This is a genomic window from Candidatus Protofrankia datiscae, from assembly GCF_000177615.2.
In the GTDB taxonomy this organism is placed as follows: Bacteria; Actinomycetota; Actinomycetes; order Frankiales; family Frankiaceae; genus Protofrankia; species Protofrankia coriariae.
In genome coordinates, this window is the sequence record NC_015656.1 from 2,479,643 (window position 1) to 2,504,135 (window position 24,493).

Here is a 24,493-nt window from a genome sequence, read left to right on the forward strand (position 1 = left end):
GTCGCGACGTTCCCCGCGGTACCGGTAGGCCGGTCGGCTGTCTCACACCGAAGGGCAGACCGGGCGGCGCGCGCCGGATCGCGCGTGCGGCACATGCGGCGCGCTGGCGCGTAAACCGGTATGGGGTGTCGCGGACGGCCCCGGCATGCTCTGGAAGCCATGCCGGGGCCGTCCTGCGTACGGGCCCCGTCCCGCGTACGGGGCCGGGGAGCATGGAGCGGGGCGCGGCCGCGGGCGGGCACGGGCGCCCGCGGGGTTCTCCTGGCGATCTGCTGTGGTCATGGGCCGCCCGGCCGGGTGGTGTCGGGTGGGCCGACGTTCCCGCCCGGCCGGACGGCCCGTACTCATCGGGTGGCCGCCGCTCCTTCGGCCCGTGTTTCCTCAACGGCTGACCCTTCGGTGTCGCCGTGCGCGCTCGAGAGGATCTCGACCGTGCCGGCGGTGCCGTCGACCCGTACCCGGTCGCCGGTCCGCACGACGCGGGTGCCGGCCCGGGTGTTCACTACGCACGGGATACCGAGCTCGCGTGCCACGACGGCGGCGTGGCTGAGCGCCCCGCCGATGTCGACCACCAGAGCCGCGGAGATGAACATGATCGACGACCAGCTCGGGTCGGTGGTCGGGGCCACCAGGATCTCGTCGGGTTCGACGTCGGCGAAGGCGGGGTCGGTCACCACCCGGGCGACGCCCTCGACCACGCCGCTGCTCACCCCGATCCCGCTGATCACCCGTTCCCCCGACGGGTCCGCCGCGGGGTCCGCCGCCGTGACGAGGGAGGGCTGTGGCGACCCCTTCCACTCACCCGGAATGGTCACCTGCTGGTACTGGGCGCGGCGCTCCCGGCGGCGGGCCACCAGCGCGGTGGTGTCCGCCGGCAGGGTCGCCGGTGAGTTCGTCCACGGTCAGGTGGAAGACCTCCTCCGGGTCCGCCAGCCGCCCGTCCGCGGCGAGCAGCGCGCCGATCCGGCGGGCGCAGGCCCGGGCGACGTCGAAGGCCTGGAGAAACGACCGTTTCGGCACGCCCCGCAGCGGCAGCCGGGCGGCGGCCAGCCGCAACGCCGTCCGCGCGGCCGGCCGGCCGGTGACGGGCAGCGCCGCGACGACCTCCCGCTGCGCCTCGGCGAGCTGAAGGCGGCGGGCCTGCTCCCGGGCAACCGGATCCGCGGAGTCGTCCCGCCTGGCGTAGTCCTCGATGATCTTCCGTAGCGGGGAGTCGTCCTCGCGCCACACCCGGCTGGACAGCTCGCCCTCGAACGGTCCGTGGAAACCGTGCCGACCGACCACGTCCTCGACGGTCAGCTCGCCACGGGAGGCCCGCCAGATGTCGGCGACGACCGCCATCTCGGCGCCGCCGACGCCGCCGAGGGTGGCGATGTCCCCGACCCCGGCCCGTTCGACGATCTTCCGCAGCGTGTCGTAGAGCGGCTGCATCGTGCTCAGGATCAGGATCGACTGGAGGGTGACGGCGTAGTCGTGCCGGCGGGCGGCGTCCTGGAGCAGGGCGAGCAGGTCGGCGTGCCCGAGCTGGTCCACCCGCGCCAGGCTGGCGCGCCACCACTCGTCGGTCTCCCGCGCGAGTTGCCGCGCCTTCTTCGGCGCCGTCGCGAAGGTCACGGGAAGCCGCCAGGCCACGGACGGGTAGCGCCGTGCCGTCGGAGCGAAGGCAATGTCCTCGGGAACCCGGCCGAGGATGCTCGCCACCGCGTCCGGCCCGGTCGTGCCGGGCATCCGGTCCCCGAGCAGGGCGAGGAACTCGGCCTGCATGGCGGGCCTGCCGTAGAAGATACGGATGTACCGCTGCGAGACGTCCGCCGGTACCCGGCTCTCGGCCCTGGTCAGCCCGCCGATCGCGCGGGCGGCCTCCCGCGGCGCGTGTTCGACCACGGGGGACCACAACGACCAGCTCAGCGGGGTCAGCATCCCGGGCATCGCCTCCCCGAGGTTGGACGTCGACCAGTGCAGCTCCGGGGCGCTGGGGTCGTGCAGCGGGTCCCAGTCGTCATACGGGTCGACCACCGGCGCGGTGGCCGTCGGCGTTGTTTCGGCGGGCTGTGCTGTTTCGGCGGGCTGGGCGGCCGTGGCGGGTGGCGCCGGCCGGCGGCTCCAGACCGTTTCGGGCCTTGCCTGCAGGGTGAACAGCTCCCGCTGCCCGTCGGCGTCGGCGGGGCCGAAGGCCCACTCGATGTCCACCGGGAACCCGAACGCCTCCTCGACGCGCCGGCCGACGCCCGCGAGCGCGACGGCCTCCTCCGTGCGCAGCGACGGCGTCTTCTGCAGCTCGGCGGGGACGTCGGTGAAGAGCAGCGCGTCGGCCTGCGCGTCGAACCGCCAGGCCTTCTCCTTGGGGTTGATCTGCTCGGCGGTGAGGGTGAGGGTCTCCTTGGCGACCCAGTAGCGGTCGGCGGTGACGTCCCCGCGCACGACGGCCTCCCCGAGGCCGAACGCGGACTCGATGTAGACGCGTGACCGGTCGCCGGTCGTCGGCTCCAGGGTCATCAGGACGCCGGCGGCTTCGGCGGGCACCATCGTCTGCACGACCACCGCCATCGCGACGTCCTCGACGGGCACCCCCAACCGGGCGCGATAGCCGATCGCCTGCGCGGTGAACAGGCTCGCCCAGCAGTCGAGCACCCTGGCGACGACGTCGTCGGCGCCGCGGATCCACAGGTAGGTCTCCTGCTGACCAGCGAACGAGGCGTCGGCGGTGTCCTCCGCGGTGGCGCTCGAGCGGACCGCGACGGGGATGCCCTGCTCGTGATCACCATCGGCGGCGGCCGACCCGTGGCCAAGTCCGGCGTAGGCCGCCCGCACCGCGGCGGCGACGTCGGACGTTATGACCGTGTCGACGAACAGCGCGCGGATCCGCTCGGAGACCTCGTGGTCGCCCGACGGGGTCCCGGCCCCGGCCAGCAACTGGTCGATCCGCGGGCCCAGGCCGGCGGCGGCGACGCCGGCCCGGTAGGCGTCCGTGGTGACGACGAAGCCCGGGGGGACCGGCAGGCCCTGGCTGATCAGTCTGCCCAGGCCACTGGCCTTCCCGCCGACCAGGGCCGCGACGTCGTCATCGGCGCAGGACGCGAGCGGGAGGACGTGGACGGGGGCCTCTGGTCGTTCGGGCGCGACTGGCACCGGGGACATCACTGCTCCAAGGGGCTCGATGGGTGGAGGGTGGGCTTCCTTGCGAAACTGTGTATTCCTCGCGAAGCCGGTGTCGAGAGGGATCCGGGGCCATGTCGAGGCCGCTGGCCGACGTTTTCAGTTGTCCGTCCGCGCCGGGGCGTCCGTGCGGGCCGCGGGCGCCGCTGTCGCCGCCGCTGGGCCCTCCCGATGGTGGGTTCGGGATGGTTTGGCGAGTTCATGATGGTTTGGTGACATCGGGCGGTCAGGTTACTCCAGCCGCTGGTCACGGCCGGCGGGCAGGTCGTATCCGGTGGATCTTCGCTCGTGCGGATCGGCGCTGGTGGCGGCCGGGGCTCGCCGGAGACGGCGGACGGCCCGGCACACGGTGATCGGCCGGCCGGCGGGCCGTACGGGTGGCGTGTCGCCGGGCGGACGGCGATCCCGGGAACCCGGTTTCCGGGACATCCGTTGCTACTACCATCGCGGCAGCCGACCAGTGTCTCCACTGACGATGTCTCCGCCGACGACGCTGTCCGCACTGACGACGCCGCTCCGCCGGATCAGCGGGCAGCGCGCCGGTAGGCGTCCGCGGTGACGGAGAACCGGTGGTTTCCGGTGAAGGAGAAGATGTCCAAACCCAGCGCGAGGAAGCTCGGCCGCCCGCCAGGATCGAACGGGGCGGTGACCCGGGGGCGCATCCTCCGCAGCGCCCGGGCGCTCTTCAGCACTGTTGGCTACCGGGACGCGACCCCGGCGGAGATCGCCGAGGACGCGGGGGTCACGCGGTCGACCATCTACCGGTACTTCCCGTCGAAGTCAGACCTCTACGCCGCGGTCTTCGAATCGATGTATCCCAGTGTGATCGACCGGATGAGGACACAGACGTCCGCCCACACCGCCCTCGTCGACCAGGTGGCGACCGTCTTCCGCGTGTGCGCGGCGCTCAACCACGAGGACCCGACGTACGCCAGGTTCGCCATCACCTCGCTGGTCGACGGGCTGCGTTATCCGGAGCTCACCAACCAGGCCCGCGAGCAGATCGGCGAGATGCGCGACTTCTTCCTCGTCAGTGTCGATCGCGCGATCGCGCGTGGCGAGTTGCCCTCGGACGTGGATTCGCGGGTGATCGGCGATATGCTCGTCGCGATCCTGTGCGGCATGGGCTTGTTCTCCGCGATCGTCGGTACCGAGCGGGAGACGGACGACGCCACCGAGATGCTGGTCCGCTTCCTCGCGGGTGAGCTGTCCGCGGCATCCGGCCGGGTGCTCACCACCGATCCGGGCCCGTGAGCGTGTGGTAAGCAAGCGGGCGTGAACGAACGCTGACAGTTCTCGTGCCGCCCAGCCGCCTGGCGCCGTACGGCGCGTCCGGCCGGACAGCGGCCGGGGATTCGCCTGGCGTGGCCGGGGATTCGCCCGGCGGCCGGTCGGCGGCCGGCATGCGCCGTCAGGCCCGTGTGGCTGGAACCGGCCGTCGGTACCGCGGGTGCGGCTCGCGCGAGACGGTGCCTGTGCGAGACGGTGCGTGACCGGGCAGCCGGGTTCGAGGCGGGTGATGGTCGCCCGTTCCCGCCGGACCGGTGGAGCTGATCCGGCGGGAACGGGCGACCATGCCCTTCTGGTCATGCCCTCCTGGCTATGATCCCCTGGCTGTGGCCAGGGATCGGAGCGCTCCTAAACGGTGAGTTTTCCGATGCGGTTACCGGTGAACTCGCCGAAGTAGATGCTGTTGCCCCGCACCGTGAGATCGCATGGCCCGCCCAGCGGCGTGGGCAGCGGGATCGGGGTGTAGGTCTTGGTGACCGGGTTGTAACGTCCGACATTGCTGCCGAGAACCAGGCCGCCTTCGGCCACGTACAGGTTTCCGTCGCTACCTGTCACAATGGGGCCCGGCAGCGGACGCAGGTTGAACAGCGAAACTATTGACTTCTCTGTGATCGCGTGGGTCGCTGGGTCATAACTAGTCAGGTAGTTTTTGATCTTGAGTTAGCTGATCGCGGGCATCCAGGGACGGCCCTCGGCAAGTTGGACGAGAGCGTCGAACAGGCTGATGCTGTGTTTGGTGGCGGTGGACAGGTAGCTGCGGATCGCGCAGAACTGGCGGGCGCCGGTGAGCGTGCGTAGGCAGCCGGATACCTTCTGCCGTAGTTTGATCATGCGGATGTCGCGTTCGGAGCCGTTGTTGTCCGCGGGAACCCGCCAGTCGCGGGTGAACCGAAGGTAGTCGGCTTCGCGGTCGACGAGCCGGCAGGCCAGGGCATGGCGGGCGGCCATGAGTTTCGTGCCGCGCGGCGAGGTCTGGCTGATCCCGATGTGAGCGGCGTGGCGCAGCTGCCGGGTCTGGGTGGCCGGTGCCTGCTCGTCGATGGTGACGCCGGTAGTGGCGGCGTCGACGGCGAGGCGGTGCAGGGCGACGAGCGCGTCGCCTGCCTGGGCGGCCCAGCACCAGGTTCCCGTCGGGGCCGCGTCGACGACGGCCTGTAGTTCGCGCAGCACGTGAGCGACGCACAGCTGGTGGGTGGCGCCGGTGTAGCTGTCGTAGGGGGCCCAGGCGTCGTGGACCACCACCCCACCGAAGGCGGGAAGCACCCCGAGGGCGTCGATCCCGCCGCTGCCGCGGGTGGCATGGCAGTCGATCAGCGTGTACTTGTCGGTGCGGGCGCAGTGCACCCAGTGCAGTTTCCCGGCGACCCGCAGCCCCGTCTCATCGGCCCCGATCACGTCGGCGGCGGCCAGCAGACCCCGGACGGTGTCACGGAAGCCGTCGAGTCCGGCGGCGGCACGGGCGGTCATCGCACCGACCGTGCCCGCCGAGATCGGGATCCCAACCAGCTCGGCCAGCGCGGTCGCGGTCCGCTCCTGCGACAGGAACTGACCGGAATACAGGTAGACCACCGCCGCGGCCACCCGCGGCCCGTACTGCACCGGCGCGTCCACCCCGGCCGGTGCCGCCGCCTTCGTCCGCGTCCCGCAGCCGCACTCCCGCTCGATGAGCTGATGTTCGACCACATGCGGACGTAGTTCGGGCAGGTCGAACACCTGCCGCCGTTCGGTCCGGGTCACAGGCCGGCCCGCAAGCCCCGCCCCGCACCCCGCACACGGCCCCGGCTCATGCCGCAGGCGCACATCAGGCTCAGCGAGCATCCGCAGCGTCGATCCCGGATGCCCGCCCTGCCCACCGGGCCTGCGGCCGGTCTTCTTCCGCAGCGACTTCGGTGGCGGTTTCGCCAGCCCGTCCGAACTCGGTGGCTTCGCCGAGTTCCGCGAGTTCTTCGCGACCTGAGCTTCCAGCTCGGCGATCCGCACCCGCGCCTGTTCCAACGCCGCAGCGGTCTCGACCAGCTGCGCCCGCAGACTCACCACCAGCGCCGCGAGCTCGTCATACGACGGCACCGGCGGCGACGCGGGCGGACCATCCGACACACCCGGACCCTACGGCCCGATCAACCACACAGCACCAACGACCCGGGCCTTCAGGCCATCGAGGAGTCCCAGCCAGCCGGGAAACCAAAAACAAACGATCTACCAGACCTGACCAGTTACCCCTGGGGAGCTGGGTGGCCACCTGGCGTCGGGCCCACCAAGGCGAAGAAGAACCGCTGTCGATGTCCGAGCGTGCCCGGCTACGGGAGCTGGAGAAGGAGAACCGGGAACTCCGGATGGAGCGCGAGTTCCTCTCAAAAGCGGCAGCCTTCTTCGCGCAACGCCATCAGTGATCGATAAGTTCGAGCTGATCGCCGCGGAGAAGGACAACTACCCGATACGCAAAATGTGCCAGTGGCTCGTGGTGTCGACGTCCGGTTTCTACGACTGGTACCAGCGACCGGTGTCGTCCCGGACCCGCCGGCACACCACCCTGGACACCCAGGTGCGGGCGTTGTTCGCCGCCTCGCGCCAGACCTACGGCGCGCGGCGGATCGCCGCCGCTCTGACCGCGTCGGGCCAGCCCACCTCGGTCCGCCTCGCCCGACGGATCATGCGCCGAGCAGGGCTGAAGGCCTGCCAGCCCAGGGCCTACCGCCGCACCACGATCCCCGGCCAGGCGCCGGTGCCCACCGACCACGTCCGCCGCGACTTCACCGCCACCCGCCCCGGGGCCAAGCTCGTCGGTGACATCACCTATGTCCGTACCGGCGAAGGCTGGCTGTATCTCGCCACGGTCATCGACTGCTATTCACGGAAGGTTCTCGGCTGGTCGATGGCCAGTCACATGCGGACCGAACTCGTCGTCGACGCATTCACCATGGCCGCGTCCCGCACCACCCTTGCACCGAACGCGGTTTTTCACTCGGATCGCGGTACGCAATACACGTCCGACGCCTACCATCGCACGCTGGCACGACACGGCGTGCGACCTTCCGTAGGCGCCACCGGAGTGTGCTGGGACAACTCCGCCGCCGAATCCTTCTTTGGCACCCTGAAAAACGAACTCGTCTATCGGGAAATTTACCTAACCCGTCGTGCCGCCCGCAGTGCGATCGCCGAGTACATCGAAGTCTTCTACAACCGGCAGCGACTCCACTCCACCCTCGGCTACCACACCCCGGAACACGTCGAACGTCTCTACCTGACGAGTCGGACATCAATACCAGAGGCGGCGTAAAGCTGATATAGTCCAGTTATCGCGTGTCCGTAGAATGGGCAGCACCTCACACTGGTGGATGTGAGTCGCGATGTCGCGACGTTGGTTCCATGCGACTGCCATTGTGGTCGGATGTCCGGCGGTCAGCGGGCATGAGATCGGAAGAGGATGTTGTCGTGTATGGTCATGGCGCCGGGAGCGCGATTCGATGCTGCCCGTTGCCAGGTGGAAGCAAACACGCGAAGTGGGCACTACTCGATCGACCCCCATCCCCCCGCCGGGACGGCTGGAGCGCCCGCCTACGGCCCCTGGTGGGCATCAGACCTAGATTCGCCAGTAGCGGGGTGACGTTGACTGTTTGTTGACCTTGGAAAGTGATCGGGTGCTTGTCGTGCAGGGAGAATCGGGGTCACCACAACCAAACCGATATCCCAGGCGAAAGGCACCCGTCAGGTGGCAAGGATACGCAGCGTCCAGTCGTCCCGGAAACCGGCCGCGAGGAAGGGGCTATCGCGGGGTCCGGGGCGGCGGCGGGAGCGGATCCGGATCGGGCCGGTGGACCCGTCGGTGACGGAGTCGGCCGGGCTGGTCGCCCTCAGCGAGCTGGTCGACCGGCTCGCGGTCGTGGAGGCGCTCGATGCCGGGATCGGGCCGGTCAAGCGGCGGGCCCGAGGCCTGGGAGCCGGGGAGTTGCTCGTCGGGATGGCGACCAGCCAGCTGCAGGGCGAGTCGTCGCTGTCGGGGCTGGACCGCTGCGCGGGGTACGTCTGCGGATGATCGGGCTCCGCCCAGTTCCCACGCCATGACCCCGCCCCGTCCACGGCGTCCACGCTTGTCTTCGGATACGTGGACGGACCGCGGACGGCCGTGGACAACCCTGCTACCAGGGCAAACACACCACGCGAGTGATCGTTGTCCACGGAGTCCACGCACCCACCCTCGGCTCACGCGCATGTCTCGTCTCACCGGAGCATCGGCAGACACGCACCGTCACCAAACAAAGATCGTTCCGGGCGGCCGTCCCGTCCCCCGCCCCTCCGGGGCCGACACCGCACCCGTACCCGGGCAGACAACCGCGGTCGTCCCCACACCGGCCGGAGCTCCTCGCCGCAGGCCCGGCTCACCGCCGCAGCTGTCGAGGGCCAGGAGCGCCCCGACGAGGCCGGCGGCCCCACGAGGGCCCCGAGGACGGGTCTGGGGGCCCCGGCCGAACCGTTTCTGGCGCTCTCCGTCCGCGCTGGACAGCTGCGCGCTCGGAGCCGGATGAGCGAGTGTCACAGCTCGGGTCCGTTCCGGTCGATGAGCTCTCCGGCCGGCCACTCGTCCACGGCACGCTCAAGCGGAATGACCAGGACGAGAAGATCTTCGATACACGTCTTGGACTTGTCCCACAGATTTGTAGACCTTACCAGGACTCCGGACACGATCATCAGCGCAGCGCTGGCCTTCTCGACATGCTCGCGCAACTCGTGGCGAACGGTTCCGAAACCGAACGGGACCTTCAAGTCCAGCAGCGTCGGAATCATCACGTTGATCCCGGATTGATAACCGATTCCCGATCGCTGTAGATCCGGGCGTACAGCGTACAGCCCGACCTCGGCGACGAGCTGATCGATTGCGCCGAGCCTGATAAAACGACGCAGCACCCCGAAGTGCGCCGCCACTCCGCGCTCGTCATGCCCGATTATCCTGAGCTCGGGTCGCGCTCCGGCCCAGCTACGGCTACCTTTGAAATGTTTCACGTTCCAGGCACCCACAGCTCCGTAGGTGTTTCGAAAAAACTCGGCAAGTTCCGCGTGGTCACCCGGTTCGAGCTGATTCTCCCAGTACGTTTTCCACTGAATTTGCGTTTTCATGGGAAACTCTTCCAATTTTTGCAGGGCCCCTGATGGGGTCGCGGGTATTCCATTTCATTCGGTGGCTCGGCTGTGGCTGGCATTGATTCTGACTCATCGGATCTCGTGCGAGCGGCGGTTCAGTTGTCAGTCGCCGCGGCTCCACCGGCCCCGCGCCCTTACCAGCCGTACCCCATCGGTGTGCCGGCCGCCGGCAGCCGGGGCAGCGCCTCCAGCAGCGGAGGACCGGGGACGAGGCCCTGGTGGCGTAGCTCGCGGATGAGAAGCGGCACCACAGCCAGTGTCTGGTCTTGGTGACCGGCGCTGCAGCCACGTTTCCTTTCGGGCAGGCATCCGTCATGTAGCAGTACGATCCCACCCGGATGGAGCTGCTGCCGGAGGGCGTCCATGATTTCTGTCACCCCTGGTGCCGACCAGTCACGCGAATCTATCGTCCAGCCGAGAGGCTGCAGGCCGAGTTCGGCCGCCACGCGCCGCGCCCCGTCGTTCCACCGGCCATACGGTGTGCGTAGATACTGCACCCGCGCGGTGGGAGCGACAGCCTGCAGTGTCCGGCTCGCCGCCATTATTTCCCACCGTGTCTGTTGCTCGCCACAGCACGACAGATCGGCGTGTGTCATCGAGTGGCAGGCCAGGAGATGGCTCTCCGCGGCTATCCTGGAGATGATATCGGGATGTGCGGCTGCGTAGGTGCCGAGCACGCAGAATGTCGCGGCCACCTTATGCTCAGCGAGCAAATCGAGAATCCGGGGGGTGTAATAAGGATCCGGTCCGTCGTCGAACGTGAGGGCGATGCGGCGAGTCCCTGACTGACCACCGGAAAACGTGCTGGACGGGCAACATCCGGTCACAGTTCGGGTTCCTTCCGACATACCGTCTCCCGTTCCGCCGACTCCACGTGATCAGTCGGCGTAAGCTGGTCCTCCCAGCATATCCGCCACTGGATTTCGGTATTCATAGCACATCTCCCAGTCTTGATTGTTTCAGATGGAAAATTAGGGTACTTTCGTCGAGGGTTATTCAAAACTCTTCGATCAAGATCTATAGCAGCATCCTGACCTGCGACAATGCATGATCTAGTACTACAGCAACACTCTCCATGATCCGAAGACAGGTCACCCCTGTGATCTGCGCTTATGTAACTGATCTTCAGTCGTACCAAAACTTGCCGTCGGCGGGTTGCCGACGACACGCCGACAAGTGTTGCTGTAGTACTAGATCATCTGAGCTGGGGGTTCTGAATAAGCCTCGTCGAGTATCGCTCACGATATGCTTGTCGGGGTCTTCGTTTGAAAGGCCGCTGCCACCTTCTCGAAGGCGATGATGTACTGCTGCATGTGCCGCTCGGTGTAGACCGGGTGGGTGTACAGCGTGAGTGTGCGTGCCGAGAGCCAGTGCGCCGTGGCGCAGCTCGTCCTTGAATAGTCGATCGGGGTGGCGTTGGGGTCGTCGAACGGGTAGTTCAGCTTCCCGAAGCCCTTACGCTCGACGAAGACGCGCTCCCGATACATCTCTCCCAGTTGTACCGCCGTGAAGGGCATGCCCTCCGCGGTCATGGCCGCAGCGAAATCTGTCAGAGGGACCGAAATCTGCTCCACGTCGAGCACAAAGGGCGCCCACCAAAAAGCATTCTCCCGTTCTGTGGTGTCCACCGGGGCGTGGATCACCAGTGGATGATCCTTAAGGGCCTCGATCAGCTGGCGACCGTTGGCGCGGCGCCGGGGAAGGTTCCATGAGTCGAGGCGGGTAAGTTCGGAAATTCCGATGGCTGACTGCATCTCGGTTAGCCGGTAGTTGAAGCCGATCCGTCGGTGGATGTACTCCGGCCCGAGTTCCATAAGCCCCATACGCCTGGCTACGTCATAACCGTGGTCGCGCAGCGAACGGCATTCCCAACTCAGGTCCTCGTCATTGGTGACGATCGCGCCACCCTCACCACCGGTGGTGAAGTGCTTACTCTGGCAGAAGCTGAAACAGCCGACATCACCGACCGTTCCGACCTTCCTCCCCTTGTAGGTCGCGCCGATGCTCTGCGCGCAGTCCTCAACAACGAACAAACCATGCTTCCTGGCCAGATCGATGATCGGATCAAGATCTGCGACGACCCCGTAGAGGTGAACCACAATGATCGCCCGAGAACGCGGAGTAATCTTCTTTTCGACGTCGGCCGCGCTAAGCGTATGCGACTCGTCGACATCGGCGAAAACCGGCAGTGCACCAGCCTGCAGCACACAGGACGCCGAGGCAACGAAGGAGTACGGAGTGCAGATGACCTCGTCCCCCGGCCCGATACCCAGCGCGGCAAGCGCGGCATGCAAGGCGGAGGTTCCGCTGTTCGTGGTGACGGCGTGGTCGGCGCCGAGGTACGCGGCCAACTCCGCCTCGAATTGCCGGCCGAGTTCACCGGTCCAGTAGTTCACCCGGCCGGTACGGAGAGGTTCCATGGCCCGGTCGATACTCTCCGGCGCGAAGCTGGGCCAGGCCGGGAACGGTTCATCCGTGACCGGAGTACCACCGAAGATTGCGAGTTTGGACATTGTCAACCTCCTCGACGGGCGGGCAGACGGAGCGGAAATAGACGCTACGCGCCACCGGGTAACGTGAATTTCAACCGGCAAGCGAATCGCCGAGCCAGCGCGACATGGAGATGGTTGTAAGCGCAGGGTTGGCCGCGCCGAGCCGGGGAAAGTTTCCCGGACCGGCCAGGTAGACGCCGGGAAGGGCCTCGACCTCGAGATCGGTCGTGACCTTCAGCGCACCGCCGAGCGGGTGGGAACAGGCTTCATGCTCGAACGACCCGTACGGTAGCTCGAACTGGGCAACCCGCCCGGCTAGAGGTTCGGCGAGCAACGCGTGAAAGGCCTCGGCCTCGCCGAACTTCCGCGATTCCTCGCCCTGGTTTTCGCCGTCGGCCGGGCCGACCAGACAGCCACCGCCCGGACGCGGCGCAGTGATGTCGAGGAGCGAACCCTGGGCGATCTCGTCCGCCAGGCGCAGGAGCTCCTGTCGAACTTTGCCTATGCGATCGAGATCGGCGGACGAGACCGCCGTCGTTATGTGGGCGGCGGCGATACCGTCAGTCGACGACGGCTGGACCGCGAGCGTGCTGAAGTCGGCCGGACCACTGCCCTGTTCGATCACGGCTGCGAGCGAGACGAGCCGGTTACCGTTCGGAAGAGTCGGCCGCTCCTGCACAAAGATGTTGGCGGACAGCGACGGCACTGGACGGTATCCGGTCCATAGCATCGGGTGTCGGAAACTGTCCAGGGGCTCACCGGGCTCGATTCGCGCGAGGGCCCCGACGCAGAAGTGATCGGTGATGGTAGTCGTGATCAATTCACCTGTCGTCTGGGTCAGAATCTGGATATTCCCGATAGCGGACGACGCAAGGACACATGCGTCGAACCCCTGCCTCGTCGCGGCGCTATCAGAGGGGGTAGCTACCTCTACATCCCATCCGAGCCTGCCACGCCTCAGGGACCGCGCACGGCCGCGGACGATGCGGAAGCGGTCGCTCTTCACGGCGAGTCGAAGGGCCGCTGATAGCGGCGAATAGGCTTCGAACTCGCCGGTCAGGCCATCATAGCGTGCTGCTTGTGGAGCGTGCCGGAGGCCGACTCTGCTCGCGGCAGGCGACTGTGGCGAGGCCACCAGTCCCGGAAACCTCGGGCTAAGTTCTGCGTAAACCTGCGCATAGCAGCCGGCCGGACCGACTAACCGCTCCTGCCAGCAGGGATGCCAGCCGACCAACTCCTTGGAGGTGAGCCCAAGAAGAACGCCGTGATAACACAGCGAACGCCCGCCGAGTCGTTCTGAAAGACCGGCACCGAATCCCCAGCCGTCGCTGGTCCACCACCGGACCTTCTCATCGCCCGGATGGATCGAGGTGTCCCAGTCGACATGACGGCGACGGGTCGCCGGCCCGGCTTCGATGACCTCGACTTCCATCCCAGGCCGGGCCGCCATTCGGACCGCGGCCTCCAGCCCGGCCATTCCACCACCGATAACAGCAACCTTGCGGTTCATGGGCACCAGACCTTGTCGTCGTATTCCACATCGCCTTCCATCGGTTCGCCGGTCTTGACCTGTCGAGCAGAGCCGCGACCGCGGGTCATTGGGTAGGTGTTGTCCCGCGTCTGGCGGCCTCCTACAGGTCCGCCAGACGCGGGACAAGTACCGGTCACACTCTAACGGAGCTTTGCCCCAGCCTGACGAGGCCTGTTCGCCGCAGCTCCGATTTCAATGCAAGCTCGGGCAAAGACCTGCGGCCCACCGTCCGATCGTAGCCAAACTGCTACGCCTAGTAGCGATGACCGAGGAGGGCAACATCAAGTGGTCATGGCGACACACGACTTACCAGCAGATCGTTGAAAACTTCCACCGGCTTCCGTCAGTCCAACGTCTGTCGCGGTCTCCCATTCAACTGTGCGGCCACTCTATCCAGTTCCTCCTGCGAGTGCAAGGACAGGTCCGCGCCCTTCGGGAAATACTGCTGGAGGAGGCCGTTGGTGTTCTCGTTGGAACCTCGCCGCCAGGGCGAATGCGGGTCACAGAAATACACCGGCATGCCGGTCTGTACGGTGAAGTCCGCGTGCCGGGCCATCTCCTTAAAAGGTGTTTGAGATCTCCGGGTGGTGACTGGCTGTGATGTTCGGGGTGTGCGATGGGTGTGCATTCGCGGGGAAAGGGCCTGACCGGATGATCGGGCGGGTGACGGTCAGGGGGTGCCGCGACGTCACCGTCACCGCTATCCGTCTGATCTGACCGACGCCCAGTGGGCGCTGATCGAGCCGCTACTGCCGCCGGCGGCGTCGATCGGCCGCCGCGAGAAGCACGACCGCCGCGATCTCATCGACGCGATTCTGTACGTCGTGCGCAACGGCTGCGCCTGGCGGGCGCTGCCGTCGGACTACCCGCCGTGGCAGACCGTCTACTACTACTTCGCCCGCTGGCACGACCAGGGTGTGACCGAACGTGTCCACGACGCGTTACGTGACCAGCTCCGTGTGCGGGAAGGACGTGACACCGAACCGACGGTGGGGATCATCGATTCCCAGTCGGTGAAGGGCGCCGACACCGTCCCGGCGGCCAGCCGCGGCTTCGACATGGGTAAGAAAGTCAACGGCTGCAAGCGATTCCTCGTCGTTGACACCCTGGGACTGCTGCTGGCCGTGCTGGTCGTTCCCGCGAGTACGCATGACACCATCGGTGGGCGGCAGGTCCTTCTCGACAGCTACTTCGCCGGCCGGCGGTTACAGCTGGTGTTCGGCGATGGGATGTTCTCCGGGAGGATCGTGGACTGGGCCGCCTACCTGCTTGGCCTACGGGTACAGGTCGTGCGCCGGCCTGCGGGGCAGAAGGGCTTCGAGGTCCTGCCCCGCCGCTGGGTCGTCGAACGGACCCTGTGCGCCGCGAGGTGCTCTGTTGTATCCCCAGCTCAGCTGGGAGGGACTTGGAGGGAGGTTCCTGGGCCGGATGAAGTTAACCCGGTTCTGTTCACACAGCGGGTCTTTGGCGGCTATGCGGCACTACTGTACAGGTTGAACCCTTCCTCGTGCTCGTGTGGGCTGACGTATCCGATGGTCGAATGACGACGACGTCGGTTATAGAAACCTTCGATGAAGTCGAACAGGGCGGTCCGGGCCTGGTCGTGGGTGGCGAAGTGCGTTCGGTCGAGAAGTTCGCATTCGAGGGTGGCGAAAAACGACTCGGTCACAGCATTGGTGTGTCCTGAAGGGAGCTGGATGAGGTTCTGAGGTAGAAGGCAGAGCACTCGATAGCAACCATGCTGTTGTGGAGATGAGGGTAGGCCCTTCGGCATCGGCATGCAGGTGCTGGTGTCAAACCGCCACGAGTTGCTGTGGTGAATGAGCCATGGTGGTGAACGTCCGTGGAAAAGCCATCGCGAGAGGCGGCAGGTATGAGCCAAGAAGGCGAACGAGAGTGAACCATCGATGACGTGTCGTTAAGCCAGGTGGCATCAAAACCAGGGCCTTAATGCTGCCCTGGGATAAGTCAGAGGGAAACCTGCCTACTGCTCTGGCGGTGCCCGGCATGAAGATGGCGCGAGCTTGGCTTGGGCTCTGCAACGGAACAGGAGAACTCCTCGGCACGACATGGGTCCCGCGGATTGGAGCGAGGATCCACCGGGAGACCGGCAAGCGGCTAATCCGCGAGTCGCAGAGTACCGGGTGCGGGCCAGGAGGGCGGAACGTCCCGTACTAGTGATGAAGCGCCTGTAATGGGCGCGGAGCGCAGGGGACGTGCCGTCGAGTGTCGTCCAGCAATCAACCAGCAACGGGAGGAATTGCGTGGGCGAGACAAGACCAGCGGGCAAGTCGTTTGACATTCCGAAGACGCTGATATGGGAAGCATACCTGAAGGTCAACGGCAACAAGGGAGCGGCAGGGGTCGACGGGCAATCTCTAGCGGAATTTGAACAGGATCTTCGGAACAACTTGTTCAAGCTCTGGAACAGGATGTCGTCGGGGAGCTATTTCCCGGAGCCAGTGAAAGCCGTCTCCATCCCGAAGCCAGATGGTGGCACACGGATCCTCGGAGTGCCCACTATCGCCGACCGGATAGCACAGACAGCCGTGGCCATGATCCTGGAGCCGGACGTGGATCCAGTGTTCCACGCCGATTCCTACGGTTATCGTCCAGGAAAGTCTGCGCTGGACGCGGTGGAGGTGTGCAAGCAGCGGTGCTGGCGGCACCCCTGGGTGGTCGATCTCGATATCCAAGGGTTCTTCGACAACGTTCCGCACGCGCAGATCATCGCCGCAGTGGAGAAGCACGCGAATCTGACATGGGTTGTGCTGTACGTGAAACGGTGGCTCGTCGCGCCGGTTCAGCATCCGGACGGCAGCCGTGTCACTCCCATCAAGGGAACTCCACAGGGCTCGGCGATTTCACCGTTGTTGTCGAATCTCTTCCTGCACTACGCTTTGGACTACTGGCTTGCCAGGAGATTTCCAGTGGTGCGGTTCGAGAGGTACTGCGACGACATCATCCTACACTGTTACAGTCAGCGGCAGGCGAAGTACATTCGCGACGTCGTTGAGAAACGGTTGCTGGAGTTCTGGTTGCGCTGTCACCCGGACAAGACTCGGATCGTCTACTGCAAGCAGGACGGACGCGACGAAGAGCACCCGGTAACGAGCTTCACGTTCCTGGGTTTCGACTTTCATCGTGCGCCCATCCGGCGACGTGATGGCGTGCTGATGTGCGGGTTCGTCCCGTTGGTCGGCAGGGCGGCGCTGAAGTCGATGGCACGGGTCATCCGGCAATGGAAGCTGGGTCGCAGGACCAGTCTGGGTTTTCGGGGACTCGCCGCGATGGTCAATCCCATCGTGGCGGGGTGGATCGGCTACTACGGGCGCTTCTACAAGTCCAGGCTGATGCACTTCCTAAGTCAGCGGATCAACCCTTTCCTCGTGAAGTGGGCGATGCGGAAATACAAACGATTGCGCCGCGCCAAAGGGAGAGCTCGTCGGAAATTGGCCGAGATAGCGTCGGCGTTCCCGGCGATGTTTGCTCACTGGAAGCATGGCGCGATGCCTACTGGTTCGACGGTGGGAGCCCGGTGACGGGAGACTGTGCGCCGTCTAACTCGGCGCCAGATCGCCCCCGCAGGGGGCAGAGGTTCGGGAGGAGGTGACCTCTGGGCCACCCGTCTTACCTGAACGGGAAACCGGGAGGGGACAAGAGCATGACGGGAAAGCGCGGGGTGCCGTGAAGGCGCCGAAGGCACGGCCGTGCAAGGCCCGCGTGATACGGCGAAGGCCAGACTGCTTGAAGCCCAGTCTCCAGCGGTGCAAACGTTCACACCTCCCGACACGGCGTCTGTTGTCGGGGCCGTCGGCATAGGAGCGATTCCGACTTTCGTCGCTCTGAACCCTTCCGGCCGGCGGGCGACGGGCAGCGAGCTCGTTCAAGGGGACGGACCGGGACGCCTACGTCACGCTCGCTACGTCTGGCGCAAGAGGAATTCGGGATGGCCTACGGGGCGCGAGCCCTATGGTCACGGAGGGTCCGTAGTAGTCGCAGGAGTCACGCCCCGCCGAGGAGGACGGGAGAGCCGTCTACATGGGCGAAGGGACCCAGGTGCTTAGATCGACAAGAACGGTGAGGTACGCGAGATACGAGACGCCGCAACCGTACTGGAGATCATTCGTGAACGCGGCAGGAGAGGACTGCCGTTGGAACGGGTCTACCGGTGCTTGTTCAACCCGGACCTGTTCCTGCTTGCCTATGGGAAGCTCTACCGTAACAAGGGGCGTTGACCGCCGGAGCCACCAGCGAGACCGTGGATGGCATGAACCTCGGCAAGATCGAGGCCATCATCGAGACGCTCCGGCAGGAGCGTTACCGATGGGCCCCGGTACGGCGCACTTACATCGAGAAGAAGAATTCGGTGAAAAAGCGACCGCTGGGGCTGCCGACCTGGTCGGACAAGCTGCTGCAAGAGGTACTGCGCCTGATCTTGGAGGCGTACTACGAGCCGCAGTTCTCCGACCGCTCCCACGGGTTCCGCCCGGGCCGCGGCTGTCACACCGCCTTGCAGGAGATCTATCACCAATGGCACGGGACGGTGTGGTTCATCGAGGGCGACGTCACCGACTGTTTCGGGTCCTTGGACCATTCGATCATGAGATCGATTCTGGCCGAGAAGATCCACGACGGTCGGTTCCTGCGTCTGATCGACGGGCTGCTCCAGGCCGGATACCTGGAGGACTGGCGCTACCACGCGACGTTGAGCGGCTGCCCGCAAGGCGGCGTGGTTTCACCCGTTCTGTCCAATATCTACCTGGATCGGCTGGACAGGTTTATCGAACAGACTCTCTTGCCTGCCCATAACCGGGGAGCGCGACGCACGCCCTATCGGCCTTATATGCGGTTGTGGCAACGCGCCTTCAGGCTGGAAGAGGCGGAAGACCGGGAGGCGGGTCTGGCGCTGCGCAAGCAGATGAAGACCATGCCCTCCCGCGACCCCGACGATCCCACCTACCGGCGGCTGCGCTACTGCCGTTACGCCGATGACTGGCTGCTGGGCTTCACCGGCCCCGGCAGGAAGCTGAGGAGATCAAGACCGAGATCGGTCGGTTCCTGCGTGAGGAACTCGCGTTGGAGCTGTCCCCGACCAAGACCTTGATCACATATGGGCGGACGCAGGCCGCCCGGTTCCTCGGCTATGAGATTGTGGTGTTACACGCCGACCACAAGCGCGATCAGCGCGGTCACCGCAGCATCAACGCGGCGATCGGGCTGAAAGTGCCGGTCGACGTCATCCATGCCAAGTGCGCGCCCTACCTGCACCACGGCAGGCCGATCCAGCGAACCGAACGCACCGTCAATACTGACTTCAGTATCGTCGCGCAGTTCCAAGCCGAGTTTCGGGGTGTCGCGGAGTACTACCGGCTGGCGTTCAACCGCCATCGGCTCGGCTACCTGAAGTTCGTCATGGAACGGTCGCTGACCAAGACCCTGGCCCGCAAGTACCGGATCACGGTCCCGAAGGTCTACCGCCGTTACCGAGCCGTACTTGATACCGAGCACGGTCCACGTCGTGGCCTTCAGGTCACCGTGCACCGTGATGGCGGACGACCGCCGCTGGTCGCACAATGGGGCGGCATCAGTCTGGCACGGGACACCACGCCACGGCCTCTCAACGACAATCCGCCACGCATGTGGAATGGACGTCGGTCAGAGCTTGTCCAACGGCTCTTGGCCGAGGTCTGTGAACTATGCGGCTCCACGGAACAGGTCGAAGTGCATCACGTCAAGGCGCTCAAGGACCTCAATCCCAAGGGGCGGAAACAGCAACCCGAATGGGTCACGCGTATGGCCTCTCGCCGCCGCAAGACCCTCGTCGTTTGTCGCGCCTGCCACGAGGACATCCACGCTGGACGTCCTACACGCAGACCACGATAAGCACTGGAGAGCCAGCTGCTACGGAAAGCGGGCACGGCTGGTTCGGAGGGGGGCCGTCGGAAAAGGGCCAGGTCGACTGGCACCTCGTCGGCGGCCTACCCTACGTCACGCCGGGTTCTGAGAGCAGCGGCGGGTGAAATTCCCGCCGCTGACTCTCCTGGTCGTGCTGTGTCGAAGCCGGCGGGAAGCCGAACACGCCCTCGCGGTGTTGACGGCGATTCTCGCTGATCTCGGCTTGGAGCCGAAGGCGGCGAAGACGAGGATTGTCCACCTGGACGAAGGTGGTGACGGCCTGGATTTCTTGGGGTTCCACCACCGTTGGGTGCGAGCCTCGTCTCCACGGTTTCGGCACGTGCAGTTCCTGGCCCGCTGGCCCACGATGAGGGCGATGCAGCATATCCGGGACCGTATCCGTGAATTGACGGAGCGGCGCCGGCTGCTGCTGCCGGTCGAGGTGATCGTAGCGGAGGTAAACCGCGTATTACGCGGTTGGGCTGGTTTCTTCCAGTACGGTAACTCTGCTCGGCACTTCGCCACGATCAGATGGTACGCGCTGAGGCGGCTCGCGTTGTTTGTTGCGAAACGGCATCAGCGGCCGGCTGCGTTCGGCCGATGGGTGGTCGGCGTTGCCTCCGCCAACCAGCTTGGTCTGATCGACCTCAGTGGAATCGTCATAGCCCCGCGGCCGAACAAGCCGTGGCGGGAGAAGCCGAATGCCGGCGGTGAACGACGTCGGTGAGCTGTGTGCGGGAGAACCGCATGCACAGTTCGACGGGGGGCGGCTGGAAACGGAGCGCTGCCACGGCAGGCCGGGATGAGAAACGCACGGGAAACTGCGCGGACAAAGGTACCGGACCAACGCCTAAAGCCAAAGCGTCACCGCGCCAGTCGCCTACCCTACTGAATGGCCGGCGTGCGGGCGCAGGTCATCGGTGTGCCCCGTTCCCCGCCCCCAGGAGGGTGAGGTCGAAAACCTCACGGAGACCGATCATGTACGAATGGGTTGAATCCCCCCGCCGACTTGAACCCCCGCATCATCGGTGACAGCCCCGTCCACGGATGCAGGCTGTGACCGAACTACGGTCGTCCCTCTGTTTCTGGGGCGTCAGGGGGCATGCCGGACAGCTGGGAACGGTCTCATGGATAACAGCAGCCGGCTCTACCACAAGCATTTTGGCAATTCTTTCCGGTTCGGTTCGTCGTGGATCAACCAGATCGAAACCTGGTTCGAAACCATCGCACGCCGGTCGATCCGCCGTGGCACCTTCATGTCCGTCAAAGTTCTCATTAAATGGATCTGGGACTACATCTCCTACCGGAACGCCAAGCATGAGCCGTTTGTCCTGACTGCGACCGCCGACGGGATACTCGCCAGGGTCCGTATCATCCGGACCGGCATCAAGAAAGTGGTCGACAACAATGGGACGTAAAGATATCTGAATCACGGGAAACTGGACCGTCCTCGTTCTCCGCTGACCTGTCAACCGGCGGTCGGAGGTGGGAGGGTGGCGTGGGTGAGCAGCTCAGCGGCGACGGTGGAGGTCGGGGCCGGGCTCCGCTACGCCAGCGGAGCCGGGCGGTGGGTTCTCGCCGCCACCGTCCTCGGTTCCGCGGTCGCCTCCATCGACGCGACCGTGGTCGGCATCGCACTACCGGCCATCGGCCGCGACTTCCGCGCCGGTCTGTCCACCCTGCAGTGGGTGGTCACCGCCTACACCCTTACCCTGGCCGGTCTGCTCCTCGTCGCAGGCGCCGTCGGCGACCGGTATGGAGGGTTCCCACTTTCGTGGACAGTCCTAACTATGCAGCACGAAGTGTTTGTCCGTCAAATTCTTCCTCGAACTCGACAGGCGTGAGATAGCCGATCGAGGAGTGCAACCGCTGCCGGTTGTAGTAGATCTCGACATATTCGAAGATCCCCGCCCGGACGCGGTCTATGGTATCGAACGGGTGGAGGTGGACGAACTCCTTCTTGAGGGTGGCCCAGAAGGACTCCGCCGCGGCGTTGTCGAAACAGATCCCGGTACGGCCGACGGAGTTTCGGACGTTGTTGTCGCGACAGAAGGCGACGAACTCACGGCTGGTGTACTGACCGCCTCGGTCGGCGTGGAATATGACGCCGCCGGGTGGCCGCCGGCGGGTGACGGCCATACGAAGCGCGTCGAGAACGAGTTCGGTGCGCATGTGATCGGCGACCGCCCAGTCGACGATCTTCCGAGAGAACGCGTCGATGACGGAGGCCATGTACACCCAGCCATCCCAGGTGCGAATATATGTTATGTCGCCGTACCACAACTGGTTCGGTGCGGACGCGGCGAAGTCTTGGCCGACAAGATCAGGCAGCGATGAGGAGTCCGCGGCCTGCACCGTCGTCACCGGCCGGCGGGGACGCGGATGCACGCTGACCAGGCCCATCGTCGCCATCAGCCGCTGGACCCGCTTGTAGGCGACGGCGACGCCCTGGCGGCGGATCTCGTGGAAGATCCGCCGCACGCCGTACCGCCCCTCGTGACGGTCGAAAACAGCTCTGATCATGGTCGACAAGGTGGCGTCGTCCTTCTCCCTCCGAGACGGGCCGCGTTTCTTCCACGCATAGTAGCCCTGTCGGGACAGGTCGAGTTTCTTGCACATGTAGTCGACGGGAAAGGTGTTCGCGCCGTCGGCGGACACAGGCTTCTTCGGAGCGTGTATCGAGATGAACTCGAACTTTACTTCTGCTCGCTCGCGAAGAAGCTCGCCGCTTTTTTTAGGAAGGCGATGTCCATCTGCGCCTGCGCGTACTTCTTCCGGAGCTCCTCAAGTTCCGCGCGCTCCGACACCGACAGCGGCCGCTCCTCGGTCTCGCCGTTCTCCTTCGCCTTCTTCACCCAGTTTCCCAACGTGGTCTCGTGGATACCCAGACTCTTCGCGACCTCGGTCACCGACCGGCCCGAGTCGAGCACCAACCTTACTGCCTCGGATTTGTACTCCTGGGTGAACTTCCGGCGAGCTGACCCCATGACGCTCCTTCCCTATGGACCAATGCCGCTCAATTAGGCTGGAGGGGCGTCCGTCCATCCCGACACGCCAACGCCCGATCCCGCATCGATCAACTTCTGAACACGGCATCCAGTCACGTTCCTCAACGTCGATCAGTAGGCGGCGGAGTGCTCATGCCGCGATTTCGGCCGGTCGGCAGATAGAATCCAGATGTGGTGCGCCTTCGCCAGGTAGTTGAATTGCCAGCCGTTGACAACGACCGGCTGACCGACCGCATCTCGATCGGTGTGCTCGCCAGAATCGTTCCCCGGGACCTCGTCGAAGAGGTACTGGTGGAAACGAAGCGGCAGGAACGGCGTACCAGGCTGCTGCCAGCCCGGGTCATGGTGTACTTCACCATGACGATGTGCCTGTCTTCGACGATGACTACGAAGAAGTCATGCGTAAACTCGCCGGTGCGTTGAGATGGCTGGGGAACTGGCAGGGTGACTGGAAAGTCCCGACCACCGGGGCGATCTCGCAGGCACGGATCAGGCTCGGTGCCGCCCCCCTGAAGGTCCTGTTCGAACGTGTCGCTGTGCCGGTCGCGGGGCTGGGTACCAAGGGCACTTGGCTGCGTTCCCGGCGGCTGATGGCGATCGACGGGTTCTTCCTCGACGCCGCAGACACCCCCGAGAACGTGGCCAGGTTCGGGCGGTCCACCAACGGACACAAGGCCAGCGCTCTGCCCCAGGTCCACGTCGTCGCGCTCGCCGAATGCGGCACGCACGCGATCGTCTCCGCCGCGGTCGGTCCCCGTGCCAGCGACGAACGTGCTCTCGCCGCCACCCTGCTCGACGCCTGCGAACCCGGGATGCTCCTCACCGCCGACCGTTACTTCTACAGCTTCGACCTCTGGCAGCAGGCGCTCGACACCGGCGCGGACCTGCTCTGGCGAGTCAAATCCGATCTCACGCTACCGGTCATCCGGTCCCTTCCCGACAGCTCCTACCTCTCTATCATCGTCAACCCGAAAATCAGAGGGAAACAGCGGAACCAGATCATCGCCGACGCCCGCGCCGGCCGCGACTTTCCCGAGGACTCCGCGACACCCGTCCGCGTCATCGAATACACGGTGCCTGACCGCACAGGATCCGGAACCGGAGAACTGATCTGCCTCATCACCAATATCCTCAACCAGACCGACATACCAGCGGTGGAACTCGCCACGGCCTATCACGAGCGCTGGGAAATCGAAAACATCTTCGATGAGATTAAGACACACCAGCGGGGCGAAGCCCGCGTCCTACGCTCGAAACTCCCGGACCTGGTGGAACAAGAGATCTGGGCGCTGCTCCTCAGCCACTACGCAATCCGATGTCTCATGTGCGAGGCCGCCGACGAAGCCGACGTCGACCCGGACAGGCTATCCTTCATGCGATCACTACGCGTCGTCCGCCGCCAGGTCACCGACCAGGCGGATTTTTCCCCCTGAGGACCACACGCACGCGCTCCGGGAAACCTTCACAGAGATCACCGAACGGCTTAACCCCGTGCGCCTCCACCGCACGTACCCACGCACCATCAGACGAGGCCGACACAACGCCTACCGAGTCAAAAGCCCAACAGACACCGGCACCAAGCATGATCAATCACCGAAGATCATGCTCGCTCGGGCCGCTTAACTAAGCGCCATTGCCCTATGGACAGCGAACCTCAGGTTCGCTGTCCATAGGGAAGGAGCGTCATGGGGTCAGCTCGCCGGAAGTTCACCCAGGAGTACAAATCCGAGGCAGTAAGGTTGGTGCTCGACTCGGGCCGGTCGGTGACCGAGGTCGCGAAGAGTCTGGGTATCCACGAGACCACGTTGGGAAACTGGGTGAAGAAGGCGAAGGAGAACGGCGAGACCGAGGAGCGGCCGCTGTCGGTGTCGGAGCGCGCGGAACTTGAGGAGCTCCGGAAGAAGTACGCGCAGGCGCAGATGGACATCGCCTTCCTAAAAAAAGCGGCGAGCTTCTTCGCGAGCGAGCAGAAGTAAAGTTCG

General features: G+C 65.3%; 16 protein-coding genes and 7 pseudogenes. 11 read left to right on the forward strand and 12 right to left on the reverse strand.

Annotation, left to right across the window (positions count from 1 at the left end; translation table 11 throughout):
• Positions 1 to 344: 344 nt before the first annotated feature.
• Together FSYMDG_RS27495 and FSYMDG_RS23035 are read right to left on the reverse strand one after the other, a co-directional pair.
• The gene (locus tag FSYMDG_RS27495) at positions 345 to 815 is read right to left on the reverse strand and encodes a PEP-utilizing enzyme (RefSeq protein ID WP_202797691.1); all 471 of its coding nucleotides are present in this window, start codon (positions 813 to 815) and stop codon (positions 345 to 347) included.
• Positions 799 to 3,129 carry a PEP/pyruvate-binding domain-containing protein gene (locus FSYMDG_RS23035; RefSeq protein ID WP_050803463.1) on the reverse strand — a complete coding sequence of 777 codons (2,331 nt, stop codon included), beginning with the start codon at positions 3,127 to 3,129 and terminating at the stop codon, positions 799 to 801. The genes FSYMDG_RS27495 and FSYMDG_RS23035 overlap by 17 nt, the downstream gene beginning before the upstream one ends.
• 618 nt (positions 3,130 to 3,747) lie before the next feature.
• On the opposite strand from FSYMDG_RS23035, the gene FSYMDG_RS10215 reads away from it, so the two are divergent.
• Positions 3,748 to 4,410, forward strand: coding sequence for a TetR/AcrR family transcriptional regulator (locus tag FSYMDG_RS10215; RefSeq protein ID WP_131773949.1), 663 nt, complete (start codon positions 3,748 to 3,750; stop codon positions 4,408 to 4,410).
• 384 nt (positions 4,411 to 4,794) lie between these two features.
• Here the strand turns inward: FSYMDG_RS10215 and FSYMDG_RS10220 are convergent, their stop codons facing one another.
• Both FSYMDG_RS10220 and tnpC read right to left on the reverse strand, forming a co-directional pair.
• Complete coding sequence (locus FSYMDG_RS10220; RefSeq protein ID WP_013873448.1) at positions 4,795 to 5,001, reverse strand: hypothetical protein; 207 nt, start codon at positions 4,999 to 5,001, stop codon at positions 4,795 to 4,797.
• Positions 5,002 to 5,106: 105 nt separating this feature from the next.
• Positions 5,107 to 6,543 (reverse strand): IS66 family transposase, encoded by a 1,437-nt coding sequence (gene tnpC / locus FSYMDG_RS10225; RefSeq protein WP_013872683.1) that lies wholly within the window; start codon positions 6,541 to 6,543, stop codon positions 5,107 to 5,109.
• Between the two features lie 122 nt (positions 6,544 to 6,665).
• On the opposite strand from tnpC, the pseudogene FSYMDG_RS10235 reads away from it, so the two are divergent.
• Positions 6,666 to 7,723: pseudogene (locus FSYMDG_RS10235) on the forward strand (IS3 family transposase); the annotation flags it as partial.
• Positions 7,724 to 8,269: 546 nt separating this feature from the next.
• Complete coding sequence (locus FSYMDG_RS10240) at positions 8,270 to 8,479, forward strand: hypothetical protein (protein WP_131772445.1); 210 nt, start codon at positions 8,270 to 8,272, stop codon at positions 8,477 to 8,479.
• A gap of 497 nt (positions 8,480 to 8,976) precedes the next feature.
• Here FSYMDG_RS10240 and FSYMDG_RS10250 read toward each other — a convergent pair whose 3' ends face one another.
• From FSYMDG_RS10250 to FSYMDG_RS10270, 5 genes and pseudogenes are all read right to left on the reverse strand, one after another.
• Positions 8,977 to 9,558 (reverse strand): NodA family N-acyltransferase, encoded by a 582-nt coding sequence (locus FSYMDG_RS10250; protein ID WP_013873450.1) that lies wholly within the window; start codon positions 9,556 to 9,558, stop codon positions 8,977 to 8,979.
• Positions 9,559 to 9,716: 158 nt separating this feature from the next.
• The gene (gene nodB, locus FSYMDG_RS10255; protein WP_083828229.1) at positions 9,717 to 10,430 is read right to left on the reverse strand and encodes a chitooligosaccharide deacetylase NodB; all 714 of its coding nucleotides are present in this window, start codon (positions 10,428 to 10,430) and stop codon (positions 9,717 to 9,719) included.
• 390 nt (positions 10,431 to 10,820) lie between these two features.
• Positions 10,821 to 12,095: a DegT/DnrJ/EryC1/StrS family aminotransferase gene (locus FSYMDG_RS10260; RefSeq protein WP_013873453.1), complete on the reverse strand. Its 1,275-nt coding sequence runs from the start codon at positions 12,093 to 12,095 to the stop codon at positions 10,821 to 10,823.
• Between the two features lie 70 nt (positions 12,096 to 12,165).
• The gene (locus FSYMDG_RS26090) at positions 12,166 to 13,584 is read right to left on the reverse strand and encodes an FAD-binding protein (protein WP_013873454.1); all 1,419 of its coding nucleotides are present in this window, start codon (positions 13,582 to 13,584) and stop codon (positions 12,166 to 12,168) included.
• 364 nt (positions 13,585 to 13,948) lie between these two features.
• Positions 13,949 to 14,200 (reverse strand): annotated as a pseudogene (locus FSYMDG_RS10270) (IS30 family transposase); the annotation flags it as partial.
• Between the two features lie 106 nt (positions 14,201 to 14,306).
• On the opposite strand from FSYMDG_RS10270, the pseudogene FSYMDG_RS10275 reads away from it, so the two are divergent.
• Positions 14,307 to 14,960: pseudogene (locus FSYMDG_RS10275) on the forward strand (IS5 family transposase); the annotation flags it as partial.
• 116 nt (positions 14,961 to 15,076) lie between these two features.
• Here the strand turns inward: FSYMDG_RS10275 and FSYMDG_RS26095 are convergent.
• Positions 15,077 to 15,283, reverse strand: a pseudogene (locus FSYMDG_RS26095) (IS3 family transposase); the annotation flags it as partial.
• Positions 15,284 to 15,869: 586 nt separating this feature from the next.
• Here FSYMDG_RS26095 and ltrA point away from each other — a divergent pair.
• From ltrA to FSYMDG_RS26100, 5 genes and pseudogenes are all read left to right on the forward strand, one after another.
• Positions 15,870 to 17,147, forward strand: a complete 1,278-nt coding sequence (gene ltrA / locus FSYMDG_RS10280; protein ID WP_013871682.1) for a group II intron reverse transcriptase/maturase — start codon at positions 15,870 to 15,872, stop codon at positions 17,145 to 17,147.
• 552 nt (positions 17,148 to 17,699) lie between these two features.
• Positions 17,700 to 19,491, forward strand: a pseudogene (locus FSYMDG_RS29610) (reverse transcriptase domain-containing protein).
• A 133-nt stretch (positions 19,492 to 19,624) separates the two neighbouring features.
• The gene (locus FSYMDG_RS27500) at positions 19,625 to 20,230 is read left to right on the forward strand and encodes a group II intron maturase-specific domain-containing protein (RefSeq protein ID WP_202797692.1); all 606 of its coding nucleotides are present in this window, start codon (positions 19,625 to 19,627) and stop codon (positions 20,228 to 20,230) included.
• A 400-nt stretch (positions 20,231 to 20,630) separates the two neighbouring features.
• Positions 20,631 to 20,921 carry a hypothetical protein gene (locus tag FSYMDG_RS10295; protein ID WP_050803466.1) on the forward strand — a complete coding sequence of 97 codons (291 nt, stop codon included), beginning with the start codon at positions 20,631 to 20,633 and terminating at the stop codon, positions 20,919 to 20,921.
• Positions 20,922 to 21,026: 105 nt separating this feature from the next.
• Positions 21,027 to 21,263, forward strand: a pseudogene (locus tag FSYMDG_RS26100) (MFS transporter); the annotation flags it as partial.
• Between the two features lie 28 nt (positions 21,264 to 21,291).
• On the opposite strand, the gene FSYMDG_RS10300 reads toward FSYMDG_RS26100, so the two are convergent.
• Both FSYMDG_RS10300 and FSYMDG_RS28310 read right to left on the reverse strand, forming a co-directional pair.
• On the reverse strand, positions 21,292 to 22,188 hold the full coding sequence (locus FSYMDG_RS10300; RefSeq protein ID WP_349304130.1) for an IS3 family transposase: 897 nt from the start codon (positions 22,186 to 22,188) through the stop codon (positions 21,292 to 21,294).
• An 11-nt stretch (positions 22,189 to 22,199) separates the two neighbouring features.
• Positions 22,200 to 22,490 carry a transposase gene (locus tag FSYMDG_RS28310; protein WP_043602641.1) on the reverse strand — a complete coding sequence of 97 codons (291 nt, stop codon included), beginning with the start codon at positions 22,488 to 22,490 and terminating at the stop codon, positions 22,200 to 22,202.
• A gap of 192 nt (positions 22,491 to 22,682) precedes the next feature.
• On the opposite strand from FSYMDG_RS28310, the pseudogene FSYMDG_RS10310 reads away from it, so the two are divergent.
• Together FSYMDG_RS10310 and FSYMDG_RS28315 are read left to right on the forward strand one after the other, a co-directional pair.
• Positions 22,683 to 23,944, forward strand: a pseudogene (locus FSYMDG_RS10310) (IS4 family transposase).
• 252 nt (positions 23,945 to 24,196) lie between these two features.
• Positions 24,197 to 24,487: a transposase gene (locus FSYMDG_RS28315; RefSeq protein WP_043602641.1), complete on the forward strand. Its 291-nt coding sequence runs from the start codon at positions 24,197 to 24,199 to the stop codon at positions 24,485 to 24,487.
• Positions 24,488 to 24,493 lie beyond the last annotated feature (6 nt).